We start from the raw sequence: 19,775 nt of genomic DNA, 5'->3' as shown, positions 1-19,775 counted from the left end.
TCGCCGCGCGATGGGGTCTGCGGGCCTCCATCCTTGACAAGTCACTGCGCGCTGGCGGCGACAGGCGACGGGTAATATAAGGTCGGGACGAGGAGATGGTCGCCAATCGGTCACGCAAGATGGTTGACGAAATGACTCGAGAGCAAAGCTCGACAATCATCGCCCCATTCACGCCAGACTTCTCCTGTGCGTTCATCATCGGCTACGGCTCCTCGCTGCCCCGACAAGGCTATCGCCGCCCCTTTGAAACTGCCGAGTATCTGACCAATTTCCAGTAGAACCGATTTCACGGCCGCGGTGATGCGGTCGTCGTAGTCGGCGGCCGATTGCGGATCGGGCGGTACTACTGGAGCCATTGCAATTTCTCCTGCCGCAAATGGTCAGCGGCCTCCTGTCCCCTCTCCCCGGATATCACCAAATCAAGGTAAGTTTGAACAGGACTTGTGCAAACGACGCCGGGCGCCGGCTCGATTGTATCAAGCAGTGGCCCTTCATCCTTCAGGATCGAGATCACAACGTTTTCACCCTTCGCCGCCGACGACAGCTTGAGGGCATGTCGCCGAGCGATCCCGCCGGACCTCGCGATTGGAGTGTATCGTTCATCATCTTGGGCTGGCGCTCGGCGGCCGGCCGGCGGCCAGTTTTGCGAAGCGGCTGATGGTCCCGGTCAATAATGACACGCTGCTGCGGGTGGTGCGGCCACGGGCCTGTTTGCAAACAGATCCTCTCAAAGTTGTCGGCATTGATGATTGGGCCTTCCGTCGCGGCCATCGTTACGGCACGATCGTCTGTGATCTGGAGCGGCGGCGGATCGTGACGCTGTTGCCTGATCGTGAGGTTGCCACCGTCGAGGCCTGGCTCGCCGACCATTTGAGCTTTGCTAAACGCACTGATCTCAAGATCCAAAGTAAAATCGTTGCATTGTTAGAGTTAACGGCGTTGCATTTTCACCTGAGAATCGATGCGGTAGGTAAGCTGAGCCGCACTGGGCCGGAAACCAGCCTCTCTACCAGGGGGGAAGAATGCATTCTCTGAGTTGCGAGAGGTAAATACTTTGGATATAGGAGAGAGTCTTGGAATTTCCGAAAATACTGTTAAAGTTCACGTAAAGAATTCCATGCGTAAATTGGGGTGCAACAGCAGGACGGTCGCAGTTGCAAATGCACTGAAATCAGTAGTCATCCACGCGTGAACGGGGCAGCGCTTCCGTACTCTCGGATCTACCCCTCAAACGCCGACATAGCTCAACTCCCGATAGCCCGGACATCATCGAACGTGCTTGAGCAACAGCGCTGGATTGCGCCTTTTGCGCGCGCCTGCGCGACGCACATCCGGTCGTCGATTTCGTCGGACTGACGAGGGCGAACAATGTTGATCATGATGCATTGCTCGTCGATACGCTGCTCTTCTCAAACCATCATCACCCATTTTCCGCGATCGGAGGGATGCCCCTCCTACCTTATGCGGTCTCTTTCTGTCCATTCAACGCCGTGACGGAGCCCTCCTTGAGGAGATAAAAGGCATCGTTGATCACAAATCCGTCAAGGCCCGCGGCCCGGGCATAGGTCAGCAAATCGCTTGCGCGATTGATGAAGCCGGTGCCATTGAAGTTCAGAGACGTGTTGCAAAGAACGCCGACTCCACTTTTCGCCTTGAACGAGGTTAGCAATTGAAAGAGCTGCGCATTCTGCTTCCGCGAAACTGTCTGGGCCCGCGCAGTGCCGTCAACATGTGTGACAGCCTTCAACCGGCTATCGAGAACCTTTTGGAAAAGAAGCATGTGGGGCGACGGGCGTGCCAAGTCGAAGTGGAGCGCGACGTCCTCTTCCAGGCAAACCGGCGCGATCGGGCGGAAACCCTCACGGTTTTTGATGCGATTTAACCGCTCATGAGTTGCCTTTGAAAAAGGCGCCGCCAGAATTGACCGGTTGCCGAGCGCCCGTGGCCCGATTTCGCAGTTCCCCTGCACCCAACCGATGATCTTGTCACTAAGCAGCGCCGAAGCCACTTGGTCGTAGTCGAGTGGATAGACCTCGAGCCCTGTGCGGTCAATTTCGTCAAGCGTGAAAGGCTGGCCTGAATAGACGCTCCATTTGATCTTGGCATTGCCTGTGAAATGTCGCATCGCGTCAACTGCGGTCCCGATTGCGGAGCCTGCGTCATTTGCGCATGGAGGAATGAAAACATCGGAAAAAAGGTTTGTCTCGAGCCATCTGCGGTTCCACTCGCAGTTCAATCCACACCCGCCGGAAATCAGCAACGGGTACCCCTTTGTGAGGTTCTTCTTTGCGAAAGCGTGGAACAAATCGAAGATGGCATCTGAAACGCGCCTGGCGAGGTTGGTGAATTTCTGATGGGTTACGCCAATGTTGTAGTAGGGCGAATTCCGCAGCTCTTCCTTAGGCAACGGATACATATCGCTTGGAAGCAGGAAATCGATTAGCGCCTGCTCGTCCCGGTCGGGCGACCCGGTCTGCCCATAGGCGCAAAGCGCCATTAGCTTGCCTGCGTCTTCGATACGCGCTGGTCCTTTGGGCAAAGTGAATTTCGGATCGGCGAGCGCATAAAGGAAAGTATATTTGTGACCAGGATACGCCATCACTTTTCCCCTATGCACGACCTGTAGGTACTCATCGATTTCATAGAAATCGCCGCACCATCCTTCCCAGATCAGCACGTAACAGGGCATCCCGGCGGGGAATGGCGACATACCGTAGGAGCCCCAGAGATGGGAGCGCTCGTGCGTCGAGGAATAGAAATGCACTTTGCGGCCGAAAATGGTCCTCTCGCCGACAACATCCGATCCCTGAGCTATGCCGTAGTAGCCTACCGCGTCGTGGCCGAATCCCGTCGACTCCCACCCACCGACGGCAATGATATCCGGAATGGCGTCCAGGCGCCCAGCGGCTTCGAGGATAGTCGTCGGGTTAATGGTCGAATATCTAGGAAAACTATCTTTCTCAGCCTCGTAAGAATAAATTAACTTAGCTGCTGATACATCCAACGCGGCAATTGTGCCGTCATGGTCCGGTTTGAACGACATTATTCTCATGCTATTTACTCCTTGGGCGCAATACCGCTTGTCTCCACGAAATTCCCTAATTCTCTGAGCAATTCAGTTATTTCCGCTGCGACAGAACAATCTGGACTGAACCCTTCAAACACGACCGAGAGATGGCCGTTCGCGGCGAGGAACGTCTAACCAATCGGCTAGCAACCGCCAACTACGCTTCCCCCGGGAGCGCTTGCTGCGGAGTGATCTATGACCCGGCAAGAGAAACCCAGCTCCCACAAATCACCGATCTACGGCCTGGCCAAAAGCCGTCCAGTTTGAAGGGTTCAGTCCAGATTGTTCTGTTCGCCAGGGGGCGGAAATGGTGTGATCGACCAGTTGATTAAGTCGACGGCGCGCTGAAGTATTGCCTCAGTCTCCGCAAGGCTGGGCGAAGCTGCGATGACATATCCTATGCGGTCTTGGAAATCGCCCTTCCTGACGATCGGCGTCTCGGGTTCGACATGGAATTTGACCTCGGCGACACCTGATACAGCCGCTGCCAGATGCTCGCCATCGATATAATCGAGAGTGCCATCCAGATCAGGAAATAGGGACTGCGCGGCCGCAGTGTTCGAATGGGTTTTGCGCAAATTCCATTCGTCGCCGATGACAAGCTTGATGTGCTCGGTGATGAGATGGACACCGTAAGCTAGCTGAAGCAGTTGAGGCTCAGGCGCAGCAGCAAGACGCGGATTGACTTCAATGACGACTGGGCCACGCCCCGTCCACCGAAGTTCAATGTTTGTTGGCCCCCACCCAAGGCCGAGAGCCCGCAAACAGCTCAGCGAAACATTAGCGAAACACTCATGCTGCTCATCGGTCAGCTGGGCCGGGAAGGTCAACTGGCGAAAGACAAAATGCGGTGGGGGGCCGTACTCAGCGGTGCCAAACCCAATGAGCTCATTTCCCATCATTGAAGCGAGATAATGTGGACCTTGCACAAACTCTTCGACCAGTATCCTCGGCAAAGATTGCCATTCATGCTTCCCGCCCAACAGGTAGGCTGTATGTCTGGCTACCTCATCGAAGTTCCGGCACAATCGGACACCGACGCTGCCGCTGCCGACGGCTGGCTTGAGAATCACTGGAAGGCCGATCGCCGCAGCAGAGCTTTCAACGTCCCTCGCGTTCGCTGCCAAGCGATAAGCAGGTATTGGAATGTCGGCCTCCGCGAGGAGCTGACGTTGAGTGAATTTGTCGCGGCATCGTTCAATCGATACGGGATTCGGGCCAGGCAGATCGAAATACCGGCAGAGCTTGCCAACGGTCGCATAGACCCGCTCCTCCGCGCATATAATGCCAGCAATGTCATGGGTGGCACGCAACCGGGAACATTCGCCGATCAGAGCATCGAGATTGCTTGTATCGACACGGATTGCCTCACATCCTGCTGCACGAAAGTCGTGGTGAGCTGGGTTAGCTGACAGGTTAATTGGATGAAGACCAAGACGCTTGGCCGCTTGAACGTAAAACAGACAACAACCCCATGCGCCGCCTTCAATCAGGATGAGCGCTCTGCTTGCCATTCTTTTGACCCTCTATTGTCCCAGCGGAGATCGGCATCGGCTATTTCAGCCGTACCTGACCTCAGATTTCCGGTGCCGCCGGCATTAGACTTCCAGTGCCGCCAGCGTTGAGTTGCTAAGGAAAGTACCATCGTTAGTGATTTACGATCGCAAAGAGTCTGTGAATTTTACTTAAAGGTTCTGTTGCAGGGTTTGACCATCGGTGACGCGGCACGAAGGTCTCGACGAAGTTCGGGCCGGTGCGATGTTCAAGGAGCGGATTTCCCAAAAACGGCACAGTCGTTTGCGGAATCCGGGTTCATCGCGCGCACTATTCCGATTTGGTCGCGCGCACCGTTCCGAGATGACGACGCGCACCATTCCGACAATTACCCGCGCAGCATTCCGAGATGATGGCGCGCAGTAAGTCGATATCGTGAGGCCCGATCGTCGGGTTATTTCTCCAGCGGGAACATCGCCATGGAGGAAGTGAATTTGCCGACGAGGAGACTCTTGATGCGCCAGGTGCGCGAGATTTTGAACTGCGGCTGGATGTCGGTCTTCAAACCGCGTCATTGCCAAGCAATTAGGCGGGAGACTTCGGTCCGCGACACGTTGAAGCGATTGCACCGGGAAGGACTTACATGGCCTTTACCGGACACCATCAGTGACAGCGAGCTGGAGCAGCGCCTTTACGGGACGCCCGGTAAAAAAGCTGGGCGCCGGACGCAGTCCGAGCCGGACTGGTCTGCTGTCGCGCGCGAATTGAAGCGCAAGCATGTGACGTTGCAGGTGCTCTGGGAGGAGTACCTTGCTCGGATCCCGATGGATACCGGTATTCGAGATTTTGTGAGTTGTTCCGAAACTGGCAAGGCCGGCTGCCTCTGGTGATGCGGCAGAGCCATGCAGGCGGGGAGAAGCTGTTTGTCGATTATGCCGGTGACAAGGTGGCTGTCGTCGATCGCAAAACCGGCGTGGTGCGGGATGCAGTCCGGAATCATTGGAATACGCAGAATGCATGCGCGCGATCGTCGGAAACCGCACAGTCGTTCCGCTAAATCGCGGACAGCGATGGAGTGCTCCCCTCGATTGAGACAAATAAACAGGGGGCAGTTTCTGGATCACAGGTACTGGATTGGCCGGAAGAGAGATAACGTTTACCGATCAAGAGAAGCACGCTATCCTTTTGCCGATGCAAAGCGGGGGGAAAACGTCAATCGACTGGCTTATGAACTGGGAGTGCCTACGCTGGCGTGAGCGGCTTCGAATCTGCGGCAACCTTGCCCCGGCGGTTGTGTGCGTCAGTTCTGCAAACACCTTCAGGCTCTCATCCAGTCGCTTGTTAATGGCCGAGATCGACTGTTGCCATCAAGGCCCCTTGGAACGCTGGTGCTATGCGACGGAGACGACGCTTGCTGGGTGGCGACCCATGATATCACGCAGAATCTGAAGGACATCAGAGAGTTCTATCAGGTCCCTTGGCGCGCCGAGGCAGATGCGGATTGCGCCGGGGTCACCCTCACCCACCGCAGAGGCGATGGGTGGCGTTACAAGTATGCCGCGACCTCGCGCTGCGGCGGCAAATTGATCGGCCGACCACTCTTGCGGCAACGGCAACCACCCGTAGAAAGCTGGGAACTGAAGTCTCGCCGCTTTGGGAAAGACATCCATGAACACGCGGTAACGCTCCAGCGCCTGCCGGCGCCGCTCGCGCAGAAGTTCTTCCAGCTTACCGTTTTCAATCAGCCGCACCACCGCCTCGCCTAGCATGGGAGCCACAAACCAGGCCGAGGCGTGCAGGAGCAGCTCGGCTTGAGTAATGTAGGCCGTCGGAACCGTCAGTGTTCCGAGTCGGAAGCCTGGCGCGATGCATTTGGAGTAGGACGTGACGTAGAAGGTGCGGTCCGGTGCCAACGAGGCGATTGGCATAGGACGCTCGCTGAAGAAAAACCCGTAGACGTCATCCTCTATGACGGTTAGATCGAGCTCCTCGGCCAGTTCAGCGATGCGGCGGCGACGGGTCAGGCTCATGGTGCGTGCTGTTGGGCTCTGGAGCGTTGGCATGCAATAGAGCACCCGCGCACCGGAACGATGGCAGGCTTGTTTCAGCGCCTCTGGATCCATTCCCTCCTCATCCATCTCCACAGGCACCAAGGTGAAATGGCTGGCTGCAGCGATTGCCTTAAAGCCGGAATAGGTGAAGGCATCCACCAAGATGCTGTCGCCTGGCTTCGCCACCAGGCGCAGCGCGATGTCGATGGCGTGCTGGGCGCCGTTGCACAGGAACAGCCGTGCCGGCTCGACGGCAAATCTTTTGTCAGACAGCGAGGCTGCTACGATTTCGCGGTGCTTCCAGATGCCGCCGTGGGGGTGGTAGCGCAGCAACGGCGCAAGATCACGCTCGCGCACCACCTCGCCAAACAACGCGGACAGGATCTGCGTTTCGTTCCCCTCGGCGGGCACGTTCAGCGCCAAATTGACTGGCTCATGTGCTGTCGCCGCCTCTGCGCGGGCGGCGGAACGGCGACGGACGAAGGTGCCCTGCCCGACATGGCCGCTGACGATACCGCGCTGTTCGGCCGCCTGATAGGCTTTGCTCACAGTGCCGACGGAAAGACTAAGCTCTCGCGCTAGGTCACGGTGCGGCGGCAGGCGGTCGCCGTCCGACAGCCGGCCGTCGGCGATGTCCTGCTCCAGAGCATTGACCAGGGCAAGGTAGCGCGGTCCCTCGGAGGCGAGCTGCCGTGGCCGCCAGCCCGCAAATATCCCGTCCAAGCTCATGGCCGCGCTCCTTTTCTTCTTCGTCTCATCCCCTGCTAGAGATGAAGATGGCCGACATATTTTCTTACAGTGTAGGATTCCAGACCCTCAAGACCGCCTTCGCGGCCCCAGCCACTATCGCCTATCCCGCCGAAAGGGGTTTCTGGGATTGTCACCACCATCTGGTTGATGCCAATCACGCCCACAGCCAACTGCTCCGCTATGCGATTGGCAGTCGCAGCGGAGCGCGTGAAGGCATACCCGGCCAGACCATAGGGCAATGCGTTCGCTCGNCGCTATGCGATTGGCAGTCGCAGCGGAGCGCGTGAAGGCATACCCGGCCAGACCATAGGGCAATGCGTTCGCTCGTGCGAGGCCCTGTTCTATATCATCAACAGGTTGAACCAACGCAAGTGGGCCAAACGGCTCCTCTGTCATGGCTCTTGCCTGATCAGGAACGTCCGCCAGGATCGTCGGCATGTACATCAGGCCAGGAGCTTTGATGCGCTCGCCTCCAGTGATAAGCCGCGCCTGGTGGGCAAGAGCGTCGCTAATCAGGTCGTCCATCGCCGCAAGGCGGCGGGTGTTGGCAATCGGCCCAATCGTCGTGCCCGCTTGCAGGCCGTCGCCAACTACCTGCTTGTCGACGAATGCCCGAGCATGTTCGAGGTATTCATCGTAAATCGGGTGTTCGACGAAGAAGCGTGTCGGCGACGTGCAAACCTGACCGGCGTTGCGCAGCTTGATCGTCATGGAGAGTTCTGCCGCGCGCTGAACGTCGGCATCTCTCGCAACGATGACGGGAGCATGGCCACCCAGTTCCATTGTGGCGAGGGTCAGGGTCTCTCCTGCCAAGCGCGCGAGATGACGTCCGACCGAAGTGGATCCGGTAAAGGAGATCTTCCGGATGATCGGTGAGCGAATGAGATACTCGGAGACCTCGGCCGGCACCCCGAAGACAACATTCAGCACACCACTGGGCAAGCCTGCATCAGTGAGCGCCCGCGCAATTTCGAGCGTCGTGCCAGGTGTTTCTTCAGCGGGTTTGATGATGCAGGTACATCCAGCTGCAAGCGCGGGGGCGATCTTGCGCGCGGGCGTCACGGCCGGGAAGTTCCATGGCGTAAAGCACGCCACAGGGCCAACCGGTTCCTGTGTGACTGTCTGGCGCATATCGGGCAGGCGTGCCGGGATAACACGGCCATAGCTACGCCGCCCCTCTTCTGCGAACCAGTCAAAGAACTCTGCCGCGGCGGTGATTTCACCTTTCGCCTCCGCCAGGGTCTTACCTTCCTCCAACGTCAGCACCGTAGCAATGTGGTCCAGACGCTCCCGCATCAGATCAGCGGCGCGGCGCAGGATCTGGGCACGCTCGTAGGGCGAGGTGCGCTTCCAGCCCCCGAAGGCCCGGCTTGCCGCCGCGAGTGCGCGGTCAAGCTCTGCCGTGCCGGCGTGGGGTAGCGTGCCGAGGGGCTGTTCTGTGGCAGGATTGAGAACGATTTCACTCCCGGCATTGGTTTCCTCGATCCATTCGCCGTCGATGAGCAGTGCCAGTTTCGTGTACATATTTTTTCCTTGGACTTGGAAGGTGCGCTCAGACGCCAGCAAGGCGTAAACGCGATGGGAACAGGTCCGGGCCGAAGGTATCGCTGGAACGACCCGGTAGAGCTTCTATGTGGATCGCCTTAGGCGTTGGCCCAACGAGCGAGGCCGGCGTCGGCTATGATCTTGGCGATGGCGGCTTTCTGTTCGTCTGCCAAGNCTATGCGATTGGCAGTCGCAGCGGAGCGCGTGAAGGCATACCCGGCCAGACCATAGGGCAATGCGTTCGCTCGCGCGCGGGGGCCTGCTATGTCATCAACAGGTGCATCAGGCGTTGGCCCAACGAGCGAGGCCGGCGTCGGCTATGATCTTGGCGATGGCGGCTTTCTGTTCGTCTGCCAAGGGCAGCAGCGGCAGGCGCGGGCCACCGGCGTCGCGGCCAAGCTGGCTCATGGTCTCTTTGATGGCCGCGTAATAAGCCCCGGCCTGGAAGCAACGGTAGAAGGCGAAGACGTCGCGGCCGAGGTCCTGCAGTGCCTTATCGCCAGTAAGCGCCTTGTCCCAGTAGTCACGGATCAACGGCCCCGCAATCTGGTGCGCCATGGCGACGACCCCGTGAGCGCCAACGGCGCGGGCGGGCACGATCATGGTTTCGTAGCCGACGAAGACGCGGAGTTTGTCACCCACGCGCTGCACCAGTTCACTCACCTGCGTAATGAGGCCGGAGCTGTCTTTGATGGCGACCACGGTTGGCAGGGCGGAGAGTTGCTCCACCAGAGCCGGAGTGATGTCGATNCCGGAGCTGTCTTTGATGGCGACCACGGTTGGCAGGGCGGAGAGTTGCTCCACCAGAGCCGGAGTGATGTCGATGCCTGCGCGGCGCGGGCTGTTATAGAGCATCAGCGGCAGCGACGTGTTCCGGGAGATGTACTCGAAGAAGGCCACGATCTCACGCGGGCTCGGCATGGCGTAGATGGGCGGCAGGATCATGCCGCCCGCGCAGCCCGCCGCCACGGCCGACTGACACGCTTCCAGCACATCCCCGACACGCAAGTCGGCGACGCCTGCCAGGACGGGTACGCGGCCGGCCCCATGGTCAACCGTCAACTTGTAGAGGCGTGCGCGCTCGGCCTTGGTGAGAGCATAGAATTCTCCGGTGCTGCCAGCCGCGACGACGCCCTGCGCGCCATTGGCAATGGCGTCATCGATGAGCGCCTTGTATCGGGTCTCATTAATGGAGCCATCGGCTCCAAAGGGAGTGACGAGAACGGGGAAGATACCGCCCCAGCTTACATCGGCCATGGTCTATTATCCTTTCTTGGGAGATGTGGTTGGAGATGCCTCCGCCGGGGCCGCGAGGGGGTCGAGAAGGCTGGCTTGTTCAATGAAGCGGNTGGGAGATGTGGTTGGAGATGCCTCCGCCGGGGCCGCGAGGGGGTCGAGAAGGCTGGCTTGTTCAATGAAGCGGCCGACGAAGGCTGCGAGCCTCGCGTTCGCGCCCGACAGCAGGAGTTCACGCGGAGCGCCGCTCGCGGCCACAACGCCCTGGTCGATGAACACCACCCGATCGGCCAACTCATAGGCGAAGCCGATCTCGTGGGTGACGATAACCATGGTCATGCCATCGGCGGCGAGCTGGCGGATGGCGGCAAGCACGTCGCCCACCAGTTCCGGGTCCAGCGCCGAGGTAGGCTCGTCGAACAGCATGATGGTGGGCTGCATAGCGAGCGCCCGGGCGATGGCGACGCGCTGCTGCTCGCCGCCCGACAACTGTGACGGGTATTTATGCCCGGCGTCGGAAAGTCCCATGCGATTGAGGAGCTCGTGAGCCCGTGCCTCGGCTTCGGCACGTGGCACTTTCTTCACCACCCGCGGGGCTTCGATGATGTTTTCCAGTGCGGTGCGGTGCGCGAACAGGTTAAAGTTCTGGAACACCATGCCGGTCTTGAGGCGCACGGCGCTCACCTTCCTGCTGGAAAGCCTAAGCCGCTCGGACTCGGTGCGGCGGAAAAGAGACGCGCCGTGGATGACGATCTCGCCCTGGTCGGGCTCCATCAACAGGTTCATGCAGCGCAGCAGCGAGGTCTTGCCCGAGCCGCTGGAGCCGATCAAGCAAACCACCTCCCCGCGATGGACGTCAAGATCGACGCCGCGTAGGACATGGTGCGTCCCGAAGGACTTCTCGATGCCGCGTACACTCAGAACGACTTCGGTCGATTTTGCAGTCGTCACATGACCTCCTTGCGCTCGAACCGGCGCGAAAGAGCGCTGAGGGGAACCAGGATGGCGATGAAGATGGCTCCGATCACGGTGTAGACCTCCATTGGCCGGCAGGTGAAACTGGCTATGTAGTCCGCCTGATAAAGCAGATCGGGGATTGTCAGCACCGACAGGAGCGTGGTGTTCTTGAGCTGCATGATGGTTTGACCCACCAGCGGCGGCACCATGCGGCGCAGTGCCTGCGGCAGGATGATCCGCTTCATGCGCTGGACGTACCCCATGCCCAGCGCAACGGCAGCTTCAGTCTGGCCACGGTCGATGGACTGGACACCGGCGCGCAGGATCTCGGCATAGAAGCCGCTGGCATAGAACCCGAGACCGAGGATGCCCGCTATTTCCTTGCCGATCTGGATCTGAAAGAAGATTGGCGGGGCATGATAGATCCACATGAGCAATACCAGCAGCGGGATGTTGCGGAAGAACTCCACCCAGATTCGACCGGTCCAGCGCAACAGTCGCCAAGGACTGAGCTCGAGCTGTGCCATCAAGAGCCCGATCGCGAGGCCGATGGCGCAGGTATAGATCGTGTATTTGAGAGTGATGAGCAGGCCGTAGGCAAGGATGTCCCAATACGCGAGGACGACGGGCGGATCGAATTTCACAACACGCTCCATCAGCTGGGAAGAAAGCCGGCTGACAGCGGATCGTCCGCTTCCAGCACAAGGGTGGAAAATGCGCTGATATGAGCCATGCCGCGCACCTCTGGGATCACGGCGGATTGGCCGTCCTTGCCCAGAGCCACCTCCGCGACCTTGGCCGCGAAGGGCACCCCAAGGATGTTTTCGGCCCGGTAAGGAGCGCCAATCGCCAACTCCCCACGAGCGTGAAGCTGGGCCAGCCGTGCGGAGGTACCGGTGCCGCAGGGCGAACGGTCGAACTNTCGCCAACTCCCCACGAGCGTGAAGCTGGGCCAGCCGTGCGGAGGTACCGGTGCCGCAGGGCGAACGGTCGAACTTGTTGCCTGCCAAAACCACCAGATGGCGGGCGCCGCCCTCGATGGCGCGATGGAATAGCACGCTGCCGACCTGCAGGTGACCGCTTGCAGCGTTGAGCGCCTCCTTGATGGCCATCCCTGCGTGGCACCAGCGGCTGGCGTGGTCGATATCGAAGAGCATATCTACCTGGCTCGCATCGACCAGAGCATAAACGATGCCGCCATAGGCGATGTCGCAGGTCACCGTGCCGAGGTCCTCGACCGCGACCGCTACATCGGCGCAGGCGAGATAGGATGGCACGTTGCGTAGCACCACTGAGGTCAGCTGGCGGGCCTCGAAGGTGCCGGTCACATGGACGATACCTGCCGGGGTCTCGATGGACATGCCGTTTTGTTCAAAGCCCTGCGGCAGTGCGCCCGTGGCGGCCAAGCTGGCGATGTAGCCGGTCGTGGCATGGCCGCACATGTCGAGGTAGACGTAGGAGGAGATGAAAAACAAACCTTGCTCCGCCTCGCGGGAGGNCTCGATGGACATGCCGTTTTGTTCAAAGCCCTGCGGCAGTGCGCCCGTGGCGGCCAAGCTGGCGATGTAGCCGATCGTGGCATGGCCGCACATGTCGAGGTAGACGTAGGAGGAGATGAAAAACAAACCTTGCTCCGCCTCGCGGGAGGGCACTGGCACCGCTGCCACCATGGCGGCATGCCCGCGAGGTTCGTGAAGCAGCACCCCCCTCAACCCATCATGGACCGCGCGGAAATTGTCCCGCTGGGTGAGCACACTCTGTCCGCGCAACGGAGGGATGCCCGAGATGACCGTGCGAGTCGGGTGCCCTGCGGTATGGCTGTCGATGACGGAGAAGAGACGGCTCGTGCGCATGGACGGTCAGCACTTTCCAGCCTGGGGAACTACCTTCATGTCACTGCCGCGATCGAGCATGTAGCGGGTGATGCGCAAGCAAACGAGACCCAGAGAACTTTGCTGCGGGTATTGGAAGCCGGCGCGGCCGCCGTCTGGACCATGAGGCGCAAGCCCGTGCGCCGGCTCGGTGCTCGAGGAAGTGCAGTCTTCACGGCGGCGACGAACTTTTCGATAAACGTAAGCATGGGCAACACCTTCTCAGTTCGTGACGCCTTCGCGGAGGGTCATGCATTTGCCGTGCCGAAGGAGAGAATCCTTCAAAGCAATAGGATGGCTCCTCTACTGCAATGGTGCATATCCGACATCGTCCGATAGTAAACAATGCTGGGCGCAGTCCGATGGCGCGTGAGTTCCGCTTTCCCGCGAAGGAGATCCGGACCGCCATTTCTTGGAAAAGGGCAGGAAATGACAACTGTCGGGTTTGTTGAGGTCACGACGCGGTGTGTTCGGCCAGTCGCTCTGCCGCACGCTCATTTAACCCATTGAATGTTTTGCAGAAAATTATTTCTGAAGCTCCTTGTGTGCAGTCGGCATGATTTTTGGATCTCCCTCGTTGCAGGGCCGCGGGAAACTGCCAACCGATGGGACATCGCTCGATGGACAAAGGAAAACAATATGTCAGTTCGCGCGCTATGGGAAAGGCGGTACTCCGCGGTACTCCCAAGACACGCTCGTCGCCATACCATCGTTGGCTGCGACCCGAAAGCCGACTCCACCCGTCTGATCCTGAACTCGAAGGCGCAGGAAATCCAGCATCTCGGGGCAAAGCAGCGTTCGGTGCAAACCATCGAACTCAGGGGCGTTTCGCGTCAACTGCCGCTTGGGCTCAATCAAGTTGAGGATGGAAGCGATGAGCAAGCTAGTTGGCTTTTATCGTGATCACCAGACGACCACGCCTCTGGCAGTGGCGGAGCAGTCGGCGCAGGTGAAACCACTTGCAGCCGAACTCGCGCGAAGTGGAATTCTACTCGTCGCAACCTGCGCACGAGTTGAGGTCTATGGTGAAGAGTCCACACTCAGTAACATCGATAGCACGATATTTTCTGGTTTTTCATACGAACACATTGAAGGTGCGGCCGCAATTGCTCAACGTCTCGCCGAGATTGCATCGAGCGCTCATTCCCAGATCCTGGGCGAGAATTATATCAGCGATCAGCTCGCGAAAGCTCTCGACTTTGTTGATCCAAACCTTCCGATTTTCCAGATCGCACGATTGGCAATTGATACGGGTCGCGACGCGCGCCAGCGCCAGCGGTTCATCGCATCGTTCAATTACGATCAGATCGTCCGAGACATCATAGCTGATCGATTTCCGGATGGAGAGCTACCCAACCGCCTTTACATCATCGGGGCGGGTATGCTGGGTCGCGGGCTGATCCGGAGTGGTGTCGGAGAGCGATTCCGTTCGACGGTATTCGTAACGCGGAACCCCAAGAACCTTCGCAAACGTCTCCGCCGCTGGACTGACATACGAGTCGCGCTCATGCGTCCGGCAGAGATTGGCTACCCACGCGAACCGCAGTCCATCGTTGTTATCGCAACCGCCGATGTCGATGATGAATACGAAGCCACTCTTCAGGATACCCTTCTGCGGCTGGAACCGCGCGCCATAGTGGATCTGTCGTCGATCCCGGTGTTATCGGGCGCAGCAGTCGGAAAGCTCGATTATGTGAGCATGTATGGCGAAGAATTTCTTCGATTCATTGAACAAAACAATAAGCGTCTGGCTCCGAAACTGCCGCATTTGTTGTCTGACATAGAGGCAAAACTCCGAATGGCACAAAGCGACTTTTGCGCGAACGCAACGTAGCCCGACAGCAAGTACATGCCAGTTCGCGAGAGACCATTTGGAAAAGGCGCAGCCCCGTTCCAGCTACTGAGTTTCCGGACCGAAGGGCCGACTGTTCCAGTGCCGGTCCTAGGGCTAAGAGAGGCGGTAATATGACGACGTCTATTGTAAGATGGTTAAGTCGAAATGACGTTGCACAGACTAATTTGCCCTTCACCTCAGCATTAGACATTATCGAAGGGACGCTTCGTGACCACGCTAATGGCGCATTCGAGAACCCGCCCAAGATCGGAATCCACCCGGGGCACGACGCATTCATCCACGCAATGGCTGGCTGGCTTCCCAAGCAACGCCGAGCCGGCCTTAAATGGGTTGCCGGTTACTCCAGCAATCATAAAGTTGGCTTGCCAAACATCACAGGGCTTTTGGTCTTAAACGATCCGGACACGGGCCTACCAATCTGCGTGATGGATGCTGCTTACCTCACTGCAGTTCGCACATCGGCAGCGTCGGCTATCACCAGCAAGTATTTGTCGCCGCCTCACGTGGGCAGGATCGCAATAATCGGTGCTGGTCTTCAGGGCCTCTACCACGCAAAAATGCTGTCGTTGATTCACCCCGATGCCGAATTCCAAATCGTGGATATCAATGAGAATGCCTTGGGCCGGTTGGCTGAACAGACTTATTCCAAAGCAACAATAGTTCACGTGAAAGACGCTGAGTCCGCGATCCGCGCCGCTGACGTCATAGTGACCGCAACAAGTCGATTGGAAGACGTGGAATTCCAGTTCGGATGGGTCAAGGAGGGCGGCTTGGTTCTGCCCGTCAATCCCCGCGGATGGTCTCAAGATATAACAACGGCTACGGATGTATTGTTGGCCGATGACGTTGAGCAATTCAAAAACTATATCATTGCGACAGGCTCTCCTTACCGGGATATTTCCCGCATTCGTGGATCCGTCAGCAATGTCATTGTAGGACGCGTCGCCGGCAGAGTTAGCAACGCTGATCGCATCGCAGTATTCAATGTCGGTCTCGCAATGCATGATGTCGCTATAGGTTCTGCTATACTCGACATCGCAGAGCAGCACGGCTTAGGGACGATCGTATCCTACTAGCTAGGTATTTAGTTGAGCCGATGAGGCGGCCATAAATGATGTGGCGTGTTCGCGGGGTGCGGTGTCCCGGATGCCCGAAGTTGCGCGACAGTTACCCAAGCGAGGAGTCATAATATGTGCGGCATCTGTGGATGGATTGATTTCGATCGTGACCTCGGAGGTCCCGAAGCACGAAGGGAGCTGCCGACGCGACGGCCACCATGGCCTACCGCGGTCCAGACGACGAGGGGACTTGGATTGACGGGCCCGCGGCGCTGGGACACCGCCGCCTGGCGATCATCGATATCCAGGGCGGTCGCCAGCCGATGACGCTCGACGAGGACGACCAACCCGCCTTGGTGCTCGTCTACGGCGGCGAGACTTACAACTACCGCGAGCTGCGTCAAAGACTCGTCGCCCTCGGCCATCGGTTCGACACGAGCAGTGACACCGAGGTGGTGCTGCACGCCCACCGCGAGTGGGGCCGACGGGATCCCTGCGCAGCGGTGAGCGAACTCAACGGGATGTTCGCCTACGCACTCTGGGACACCGCCAAGCGCGAACTGCTTCTCATACGCGACCGGCTCGGCATCAAGCCGCTTTACTACTATCCCACCCAGCATGGAGTGTTGTTCGGCTCCGAGCCAAAGGCGATCCTCGCCAATAGTCTCGCGGAACCGGCCATGGACACCGAGGGGGCTTCGTCGCGCCCTATGCTCCAGCTCCTTCGCCGACCCGTACAACACCGTGTTTCGCGGCATGCGTGAGGTACGGCCCGGCCACATCGTCCGTGTGACCCGCGAAGGCATCCAGCAGAAGAGCTATTGGCAGCTCGCCGACAGGGGGCACACCGATGATGTGCCTACCACCGTTCGGCGCGTCCGGCGACTGCTGGCACTTGCGTCGATCTATGATGGCGGCTCACGCGCAGATGCTGCCCGGCTCGGCAGCGTGACTATACAGATCGTGCGCGACTGGGTGGTGCGCTTCAATGCGCGCGGTCCCGATGGGTTGATAAACGGCAAGGCCCCGGGCAAGCCGTCGTTGTTGAATGAACATCAGCGTGCGGCCTTGGCACAAGCCATCGAGCGCGGTCCCACCCCCTATCTCGATGGCGTCGTGCGCTGGCGTCTGTGTGATCTGGCCCAGTGGCTGTGCGAGGAATTCCGTGTCTCGGTGAGCGAGCAGACCTTGGGCCGCGAGGTGCGCTCGATGGGCTACCGCAAACTCTCGGCTCGCCCGAGGCATCATGCGCAGGATACTGATGCGGCCGAGGCATTAAAAAAACTTCCCCACCGCAGTGGCAGAGATCGCTGTTGGCCCCGCCAAAGGTAAATTGATTGAAATCTGGTTCCAGATGCCATGAGGGCGGACAGCCCCAGGGGTAAGGGTTCAAACTGGCAGGTGCCCGCCCACTCAAGCAAGGAGCCGCTACCATGTCATCCTAGAATACCGTTCACATCGCCATCGAACTCAGCCTTTCGTCCTGGCTTGTCGCAGCACGACAGCCAGGCGCCGAGAAGTCGCGTCTGTACCGCATCGAAGGCGGTGACACAGCGGCTTTGCTCTCGCTCATCGCCGATCTGCGATCACGCGCGTCCAATAAGTCTGGCAACCCCGTCACCATGGCCTGCTGCTTCGAGGCGGGCCGCGATGGGTTTTGGTTACACCGGTTACTAGCGAAGCATGGCGTCGATGCCTACGTGCTTGAGCCGACCAGTATTCTGATGAACCGACGGGCGCGGCGGGCCAAAACCGACCGGCTCGATGCCGAAGGCATGTTGTTTCGTGTGTTGGCAACTTGGCTCGGCGGCGACCGACACGTTTGCAGTATGGTGCGCGTGCCGACACCCGACGAGGAGGATGCCAAGCGCCCCCATCGTGAGCGCGAACATCTCGTGCAGAAGAAGCTGCGGATCGAGAGCCGGATCGAGGCCCTTCTGTTCACGCAGGGAATACGGGGACGGCCATCGCTACGCTCATGGGACCGGGACCTGGCGGCGTTGCGCACTGCTGACGGACGTGTTCTGCCTCCTCTTATGCAGGCTGAGCAGAACCGCTTCCGACGCAGGCTTGTGCTGAGATCCTGGATCTCATTCGCGAGATGGAAACGGAGCGCGACGAAACGCAAGCCATCACGGCCAATGACGCAACGGTGCAGAAAATCATGGCTTTGCAACGGATCCGCGGCATCGGGGCGAACTTCTCCGCCGTGCTGGTGCGTGAGGTGCTTTATCGTTCATTTGCGGACCGCCGTCAGCTTGCGAGCTACGTGGGGATCGCGCCAATGCCCTATCAAAGCGGCGGCATGGACCGCGACCGGAGCATCAGCCGGGCGGGCAATCCACGAGCACGAACGACACTGATCCAGATGGCTTGGCTATGGCTGCGTTATCAGCCCGGTAGCAAGCTTGCTGCCTGGTTCCGTGAACGTGTCGGCACCCGGCAGGGACGCACACGACGGATCGCCATCGTCCCATGGCAAGGAAACTCCTGATTGCGTTGTGACGCTATGTCGAGACTGGTCTGCTGCCCGACGGCGTCGAAATCAGGACCGCGGCAGCGGCCGCGGCCTAAACCGATCATCGTAGACGGCCGCCGTCAGCGACGATGCGGGACGCGCGACCGTCTTCCTCTTTGGTGGCTTGCCGCTACCGCGTTTCAGGTGGGTCGCGTCTCACCCCGGCAACGCCTCGCGCATGAGGCATTATGGTGCGGGCTCCCCGTTCAGAACCCGCCCGCATGTAAGGTTGCGCAGTAGCTGCTGCGATACAGGATCGCCGGGGTCCGATAAATTCTCTCATGTGTGAAAACAAACCGGAGCGCTGCATGCAAACATAACGTTGACAGCCCAACCCTCATGTAAGACGAGGCGCGGATAGGCCAGAAGAACAAAATCACCCGCCGCTGGGCCAGGCGTGGATCAAGGCCATCTGCACCGCACGACTAGCGCACACGCTCCGCCTATATCTTCGGCGCGATCTGCCCTAAGCACGGCAAGGCCGCAGCTCTCGTCATGCCGTGGTGCGATACCCATGCCATGAACCAGCATCTGATCGAGATCTCCCGAAACGTCGCCAACGATGCGCACGCCATCCTCATCATGGACCAGGCAGGATGGCACATGTCCAACAACCTGCTGGTCCTCGAAAATATCACCATCCTGCCCCTGCCGCCGAAATCGCCCGAACTCAATCCCGTCGAAAACATCTGGCAGTTCATGCGTGAAAACTGGCTCTCGAACCGCGTCTTCAAATCCTACGAAGACATCGTCGACCACTGCTGCCACTCATGGCGAACTCTGCAAGACCGACCCCGGAAGATCATGTCCATCGGTCGTAGAAAATGGGCGAATGAGTTCTGATCAATGAGGGCTGGTATAAGTGCCCGCCCAATTCCATGCTTGCGGGTTTCATTCCCTCCCGCCGCCAGTCGCGCAAGGGATTTGCCAACAGGGATCGAGCCAGTGAGCGAGATTTTTCGAACCACCGGGGATGCAATCAATTGTCTTGAAATCTCAGCGGGATTGCCAAAGACCAGAGGCCGCCTTCTTCATCGAATCCGTCAAAGAGGCGAATGGGCCGAGCGCGGCGAAGTCACGTTGACTGAAGCCGCCGGGATGCTCAATCTGAGCTCCGCGACGGTCCTTCGCCAGATTGCCGCCGGCATTATTCCCGCCGAGCAATATTGCAAGGCGCACCTTGGGTTATCAAACGACGAGATATCGAACAGTCGCATCTGATCGAGCACGCCGACACGTGCCCCAACGGGCTGCCTTCATCAAATCTGGATCAAAAGCCTTTGTGCATTATGACGTGGGACCAGGCGCCTTGGTTGCGCTCACCTATCGCTCGGCGGTGGGCGTCGCAGCGGCGGACCATGCTCCGCACGTGC

12 protein-coding genes and 8 pseudogenes are annotated in these 19,775 nt (G+C 59.0%); 10 read left to right on the top strand and 10 right to left on the bottom strand.

Translation table 11 applies throughout. From position 1 onward, the window contains the following. Positions 1-110: 110 nt before the first annotated feature. A complete protein-coding gene (locus X742_RS1000000173415; RefSeq protein ID WP_084569695.1) occupies positions 111-356 on the bottom strand; it encodes a hypothetical protein in 246 nt (81 codons plus the stop codon). A 211-nt stretch (positions 357-567) separates the two neighbouring features. Here X742_RS1000000173415 and X742_RS1000000173405 point away from each other — a divergent pair. Then, a pseudogene (locus tag X742_RS1000000173405) lies at positions 568-876 on the top strand (transposase); the annotation flags it as partial. A gap of 583 nt (positions 877-1,459) precedes the next feature. Here the strand turns inward: X742_RS1000000173405 and X742_RS141645 are convergent. Beyond that, positions 1,460-3,052: a carbamoyltransferase C-terminal domain-containing protein gene (locus tag X742_RS141645; RefSeq protein WP_023775298.1), complete on the bottom strand. Its 1,593-nt coding sequence runs from the start codon at positions 3,050-3,052 to the stop codon at positions 1,460-1,462. A 287-nt stretch (positions 3,053-3,339) separates the two neighbouring features. Next, positions 3,340-4,581 (bottom strand): acetyl-CoA carboxylase biotin carboxylase subunit family protein, encoded by a 1,242-nt coding sequence (locus X742_RS0138930; RefSeq protein ID WP_031248689.1) that lies wholly within the window; start codon positions 4,579-4,581, stop codon positions 3,340-3,342. Positions 4,582-5,076: 495 nt separating this feature from the next. Between X742_RS0138930 and X742_RS1000000173395 the strand changes: the two genes are divergently transcribed. Next, entirely contained in the window at positions 5,077-5,451 is a 375-nt protein-coding gene (locus tag X742_RS1000000173395; protein ID WP_245275650.1) for a hypothetical protein, read from the top strand. Between the two features lie 501 nt (positions 5,452-5,952). On the opposite strand, the gene X742_RS141655 is transcribed toward X742_RS1000000173395, so the two are convergent. The 6 genes and pseudogenes from X742_RS141655 to X742_RS01000000170960 form a co-directional block, all read right to left on the bottom strand. Then, entirely contained in the window at positions 5,953-7,341 is a 1,389-nt protein-coding gene (locus X742_RS141655; protein ID WP_023775292.1) for a PLP-dependent aminotransferase family protein, read from the bottom strand. A gap of 35 nt (positions 7,342-7,376) precedes the next feature. After that, positions 7,377-8,886: pseudogene (locus X742_RS01675) on the bottom strand (NAD-dependent succinate-semialdehyde dehydrogenase). A gap of 303 nt (positions 8,887-9,189) precedes the next feature. After that, complete coding sequence (locus X742_RS141660) at positions 9,190-10,164, bottom strand: dihydrodipicolinate synthase family protein (RefSeq protein WP_023775289.1); 975 nt, start codon at positions 10,162-10,164, stop codon at positions 9,190-9,192. A 6-nt stretch (positions 10,165-10,170) separates the two neighbouring features. Then, positions 10,171-11,094, bottom strand: a complete 924-nt coding sequence (locus X742_RS141665; RefSeq protein WP_023775288.1) for an amino acid ABC transporter ATP-binding protein — start codon at positions 11,092-11,094, stop codon at positions 10,171-10,173. Then, positions 11,091-11,756 (bottom strand): amino acid ABC transporter permease, encoded by a 666-nt coding sequence (locus X742_RS0138925; RefSeq protein WP_245275649.1) that lies wholly within the window; start codon positions 11,754-11,756, stop codon positions 11,091-11,093. The genes X742_RS141665 and X742_RS0138925 overlap by 4 nt, the downstream gene beginning before the upstream one ends. Then, positions 11,756-12,953, bottom strand: a pseudogene (locus X742_RS01000000170960) (proline racemase family protein). Before X742_RS01000000170960 ends, X742_RS0138925 begins: the two are co-directional and overlap by 1 nt. 655 nt (positions 12,954-13,608) lie before the next feature. On the opposite strand from X742_RS01000000170960, the pseudogene nifH reads away from it, so the two are divergent. The 7 genes and pseudogenes from nifH to X742_RS141685 form a co-directional block, all read left to right on the top strand. After that, positions 13,609-13,790: pseudogene (gene nifH, locus X742_RS1000000176235) on the top strand (nitrogenase reductase); the annotation flags it as partial. Between the two features lie 55 nt (positions 13,791-13,845). Next, positions 13,846-14,805, top strand: a complete 960-nt coding sequence (locus X742_RS141675; protein ID WP_032925087.1) for a hypothetical protein — start codon at positions 13,846-13,848, stop codon at positions 14,803-14,805. Between the two features lie 131 nt (positions 14,806-14,936). Next, positions 14,937-15,902 (top strand): ornithine cyclodeaminase family protein, encoded by a 966-nt coding sequence (locus tag X742_RS141680; RefSeq protein WP_031248682.1) that lies wholly within the window; start codon positions 14,937-14,939, stop codon positions 15,900-15,902. A gap of 200 nt (positions 15,903-16,102) precedes the next feature. Continuing rightward, positions 16,103-16,648 carry a hypothetical protein gene (locus X742_RS1000000174455; RefSeq protein ID WP_023775283.1) on the top strand — a complete coding sequence of 182 codons (546 nt, stop codon included), beginning with the start codon at positions 16,103-16,105 and terminating at the stop codon, positions 16,646-16,648. Between the two features lie 115 nt (positions 16,649-16,763). Further along, positions 16,764-17,235, top strand: a pseudogene (locus X742_RS1000000174450) (winged helix-turn-helix domain-containing protein); the annotation flags it as partial. A gap of 106 nt (positions 17,236-17,341) precedes the next feature. Then, positions 17,342-18,389, top strand: a pseudogene (locus tag X742_RS01000000170945) (IS110 family transposase). Positions 18,390-18,747: 358 nt separating this feature from the next. Next, a pseudogene (locus X742_RS141685) lies at positions 18,748-19,245 on the top strand (IS630 family transposase); the annotation flags it as partial. 19 nt (positions 19,246-19,264) lie between these two features. On the opposite strand, the pseudogene X742_RS1000000174445 reads toward X742_RS141685, so the two are convergent. Continuing rightward, positions 19,265-19,421 (bottom strand): annotated as a pseudogene (locus X742_RS1000000174445) (aldehyde dehydrogenase family protein); the annotation flags it as partial. On the opposite strand from X742_RS1000000174445, the gene X742_RS1000000176230 reads away from it, so the two are divergent. Next, a complete protein-coding gene (locus tag X742_RS1000000176230; RefSeq protein WP_023775278.1) occupies positions 19,348-19,623 on the top strand; it encodes a hypothetical protein in 276 nt (91 codons plus the stop codon). The pseudogene X742_RS1000000174445 and the gene X742_RS1000000176230 sit on opposite strands and share 74 nt — an antisense overlap. The last annotated feature ends 152 nt before the right edge of the window (positions 19,624-19,775 follow it).

It is taken from the genome of Mesorhizobium sp. LNHC229A00 (assembly GCF_000502415.1).
Taxonomy (GTDB): Bacteria; Pseudomonadota; Alphaproteobacteria; order Rhizobiales; family Rhizobiaceae; genus Mesorhizobium.
Note: the sequence above shows the minus strand (reverse complement) of the source record. Positions and strands in the feature narration are given on the sequence as shown.

Coding starts and splice junctions, on each gene's coding strand:
- X742_RS1000000173415 (WP_084569695.1), bottom strand. CDS start 356: ATGGCTCCAGTAGTACCGCCCGATCCGCAATCGGCCGCCGACTACGAC.
- X742_RS141645 (WP_023775298.1), bottom strand. CDS start 3,052: ATGAGAATAATGTCGTTCAAACCGGACCATGACGGCACAATTGCCGCG.
- X742_RS0138930 (WP_031248689.1), bottom strand. CDS start 4,581: ATGGCAAGCAGAGCGCTCATCCTGATTGAAGGCGGCGCATGGGGTTGT.
- X742_RS1000000173395 (WP_245275650.1), top strand. CDS start 5,077: ATGCGCCAGGTGCGCGAGATTTTGAACTGCGGCTGGATGTCGGTCTTC.
- X742_RS141655 (WP_023775292.1), bottom strand. CDS start 7,341: ATGAGCTTGGACGGGATATTTGCGGGCTGGCGGCCACGGCAGCTCGCC.
- X742_RS0138925 (WP_245275649.1), bottom strand. CDS start 11,756: ATGGAGCGTGTTGTGAAATTCGATCCGCCCGTCGTCCTCGCGTATTGG.
- X742_RS141675 (WP_032925087.1), top strand. CDS start 13,846: ATGAGCAAGCTAGTTGGCTTTTATCGTGATCACCAGACGACCACGCCT.
- X742_RS141680 (WP_031248682.1), top strand. CDS start 14,937: ATGACGACGTCTATTGTAAGATGGTTAAGTCGAAATGACGTTGCACAG.
- X742_RS1000000174455 (WP_023775283.1), top strand. CDS start 16,103: ATGGCCTACCGCGGTCCAGACGACGAGGGGACTTGGATTGACGGGCCC.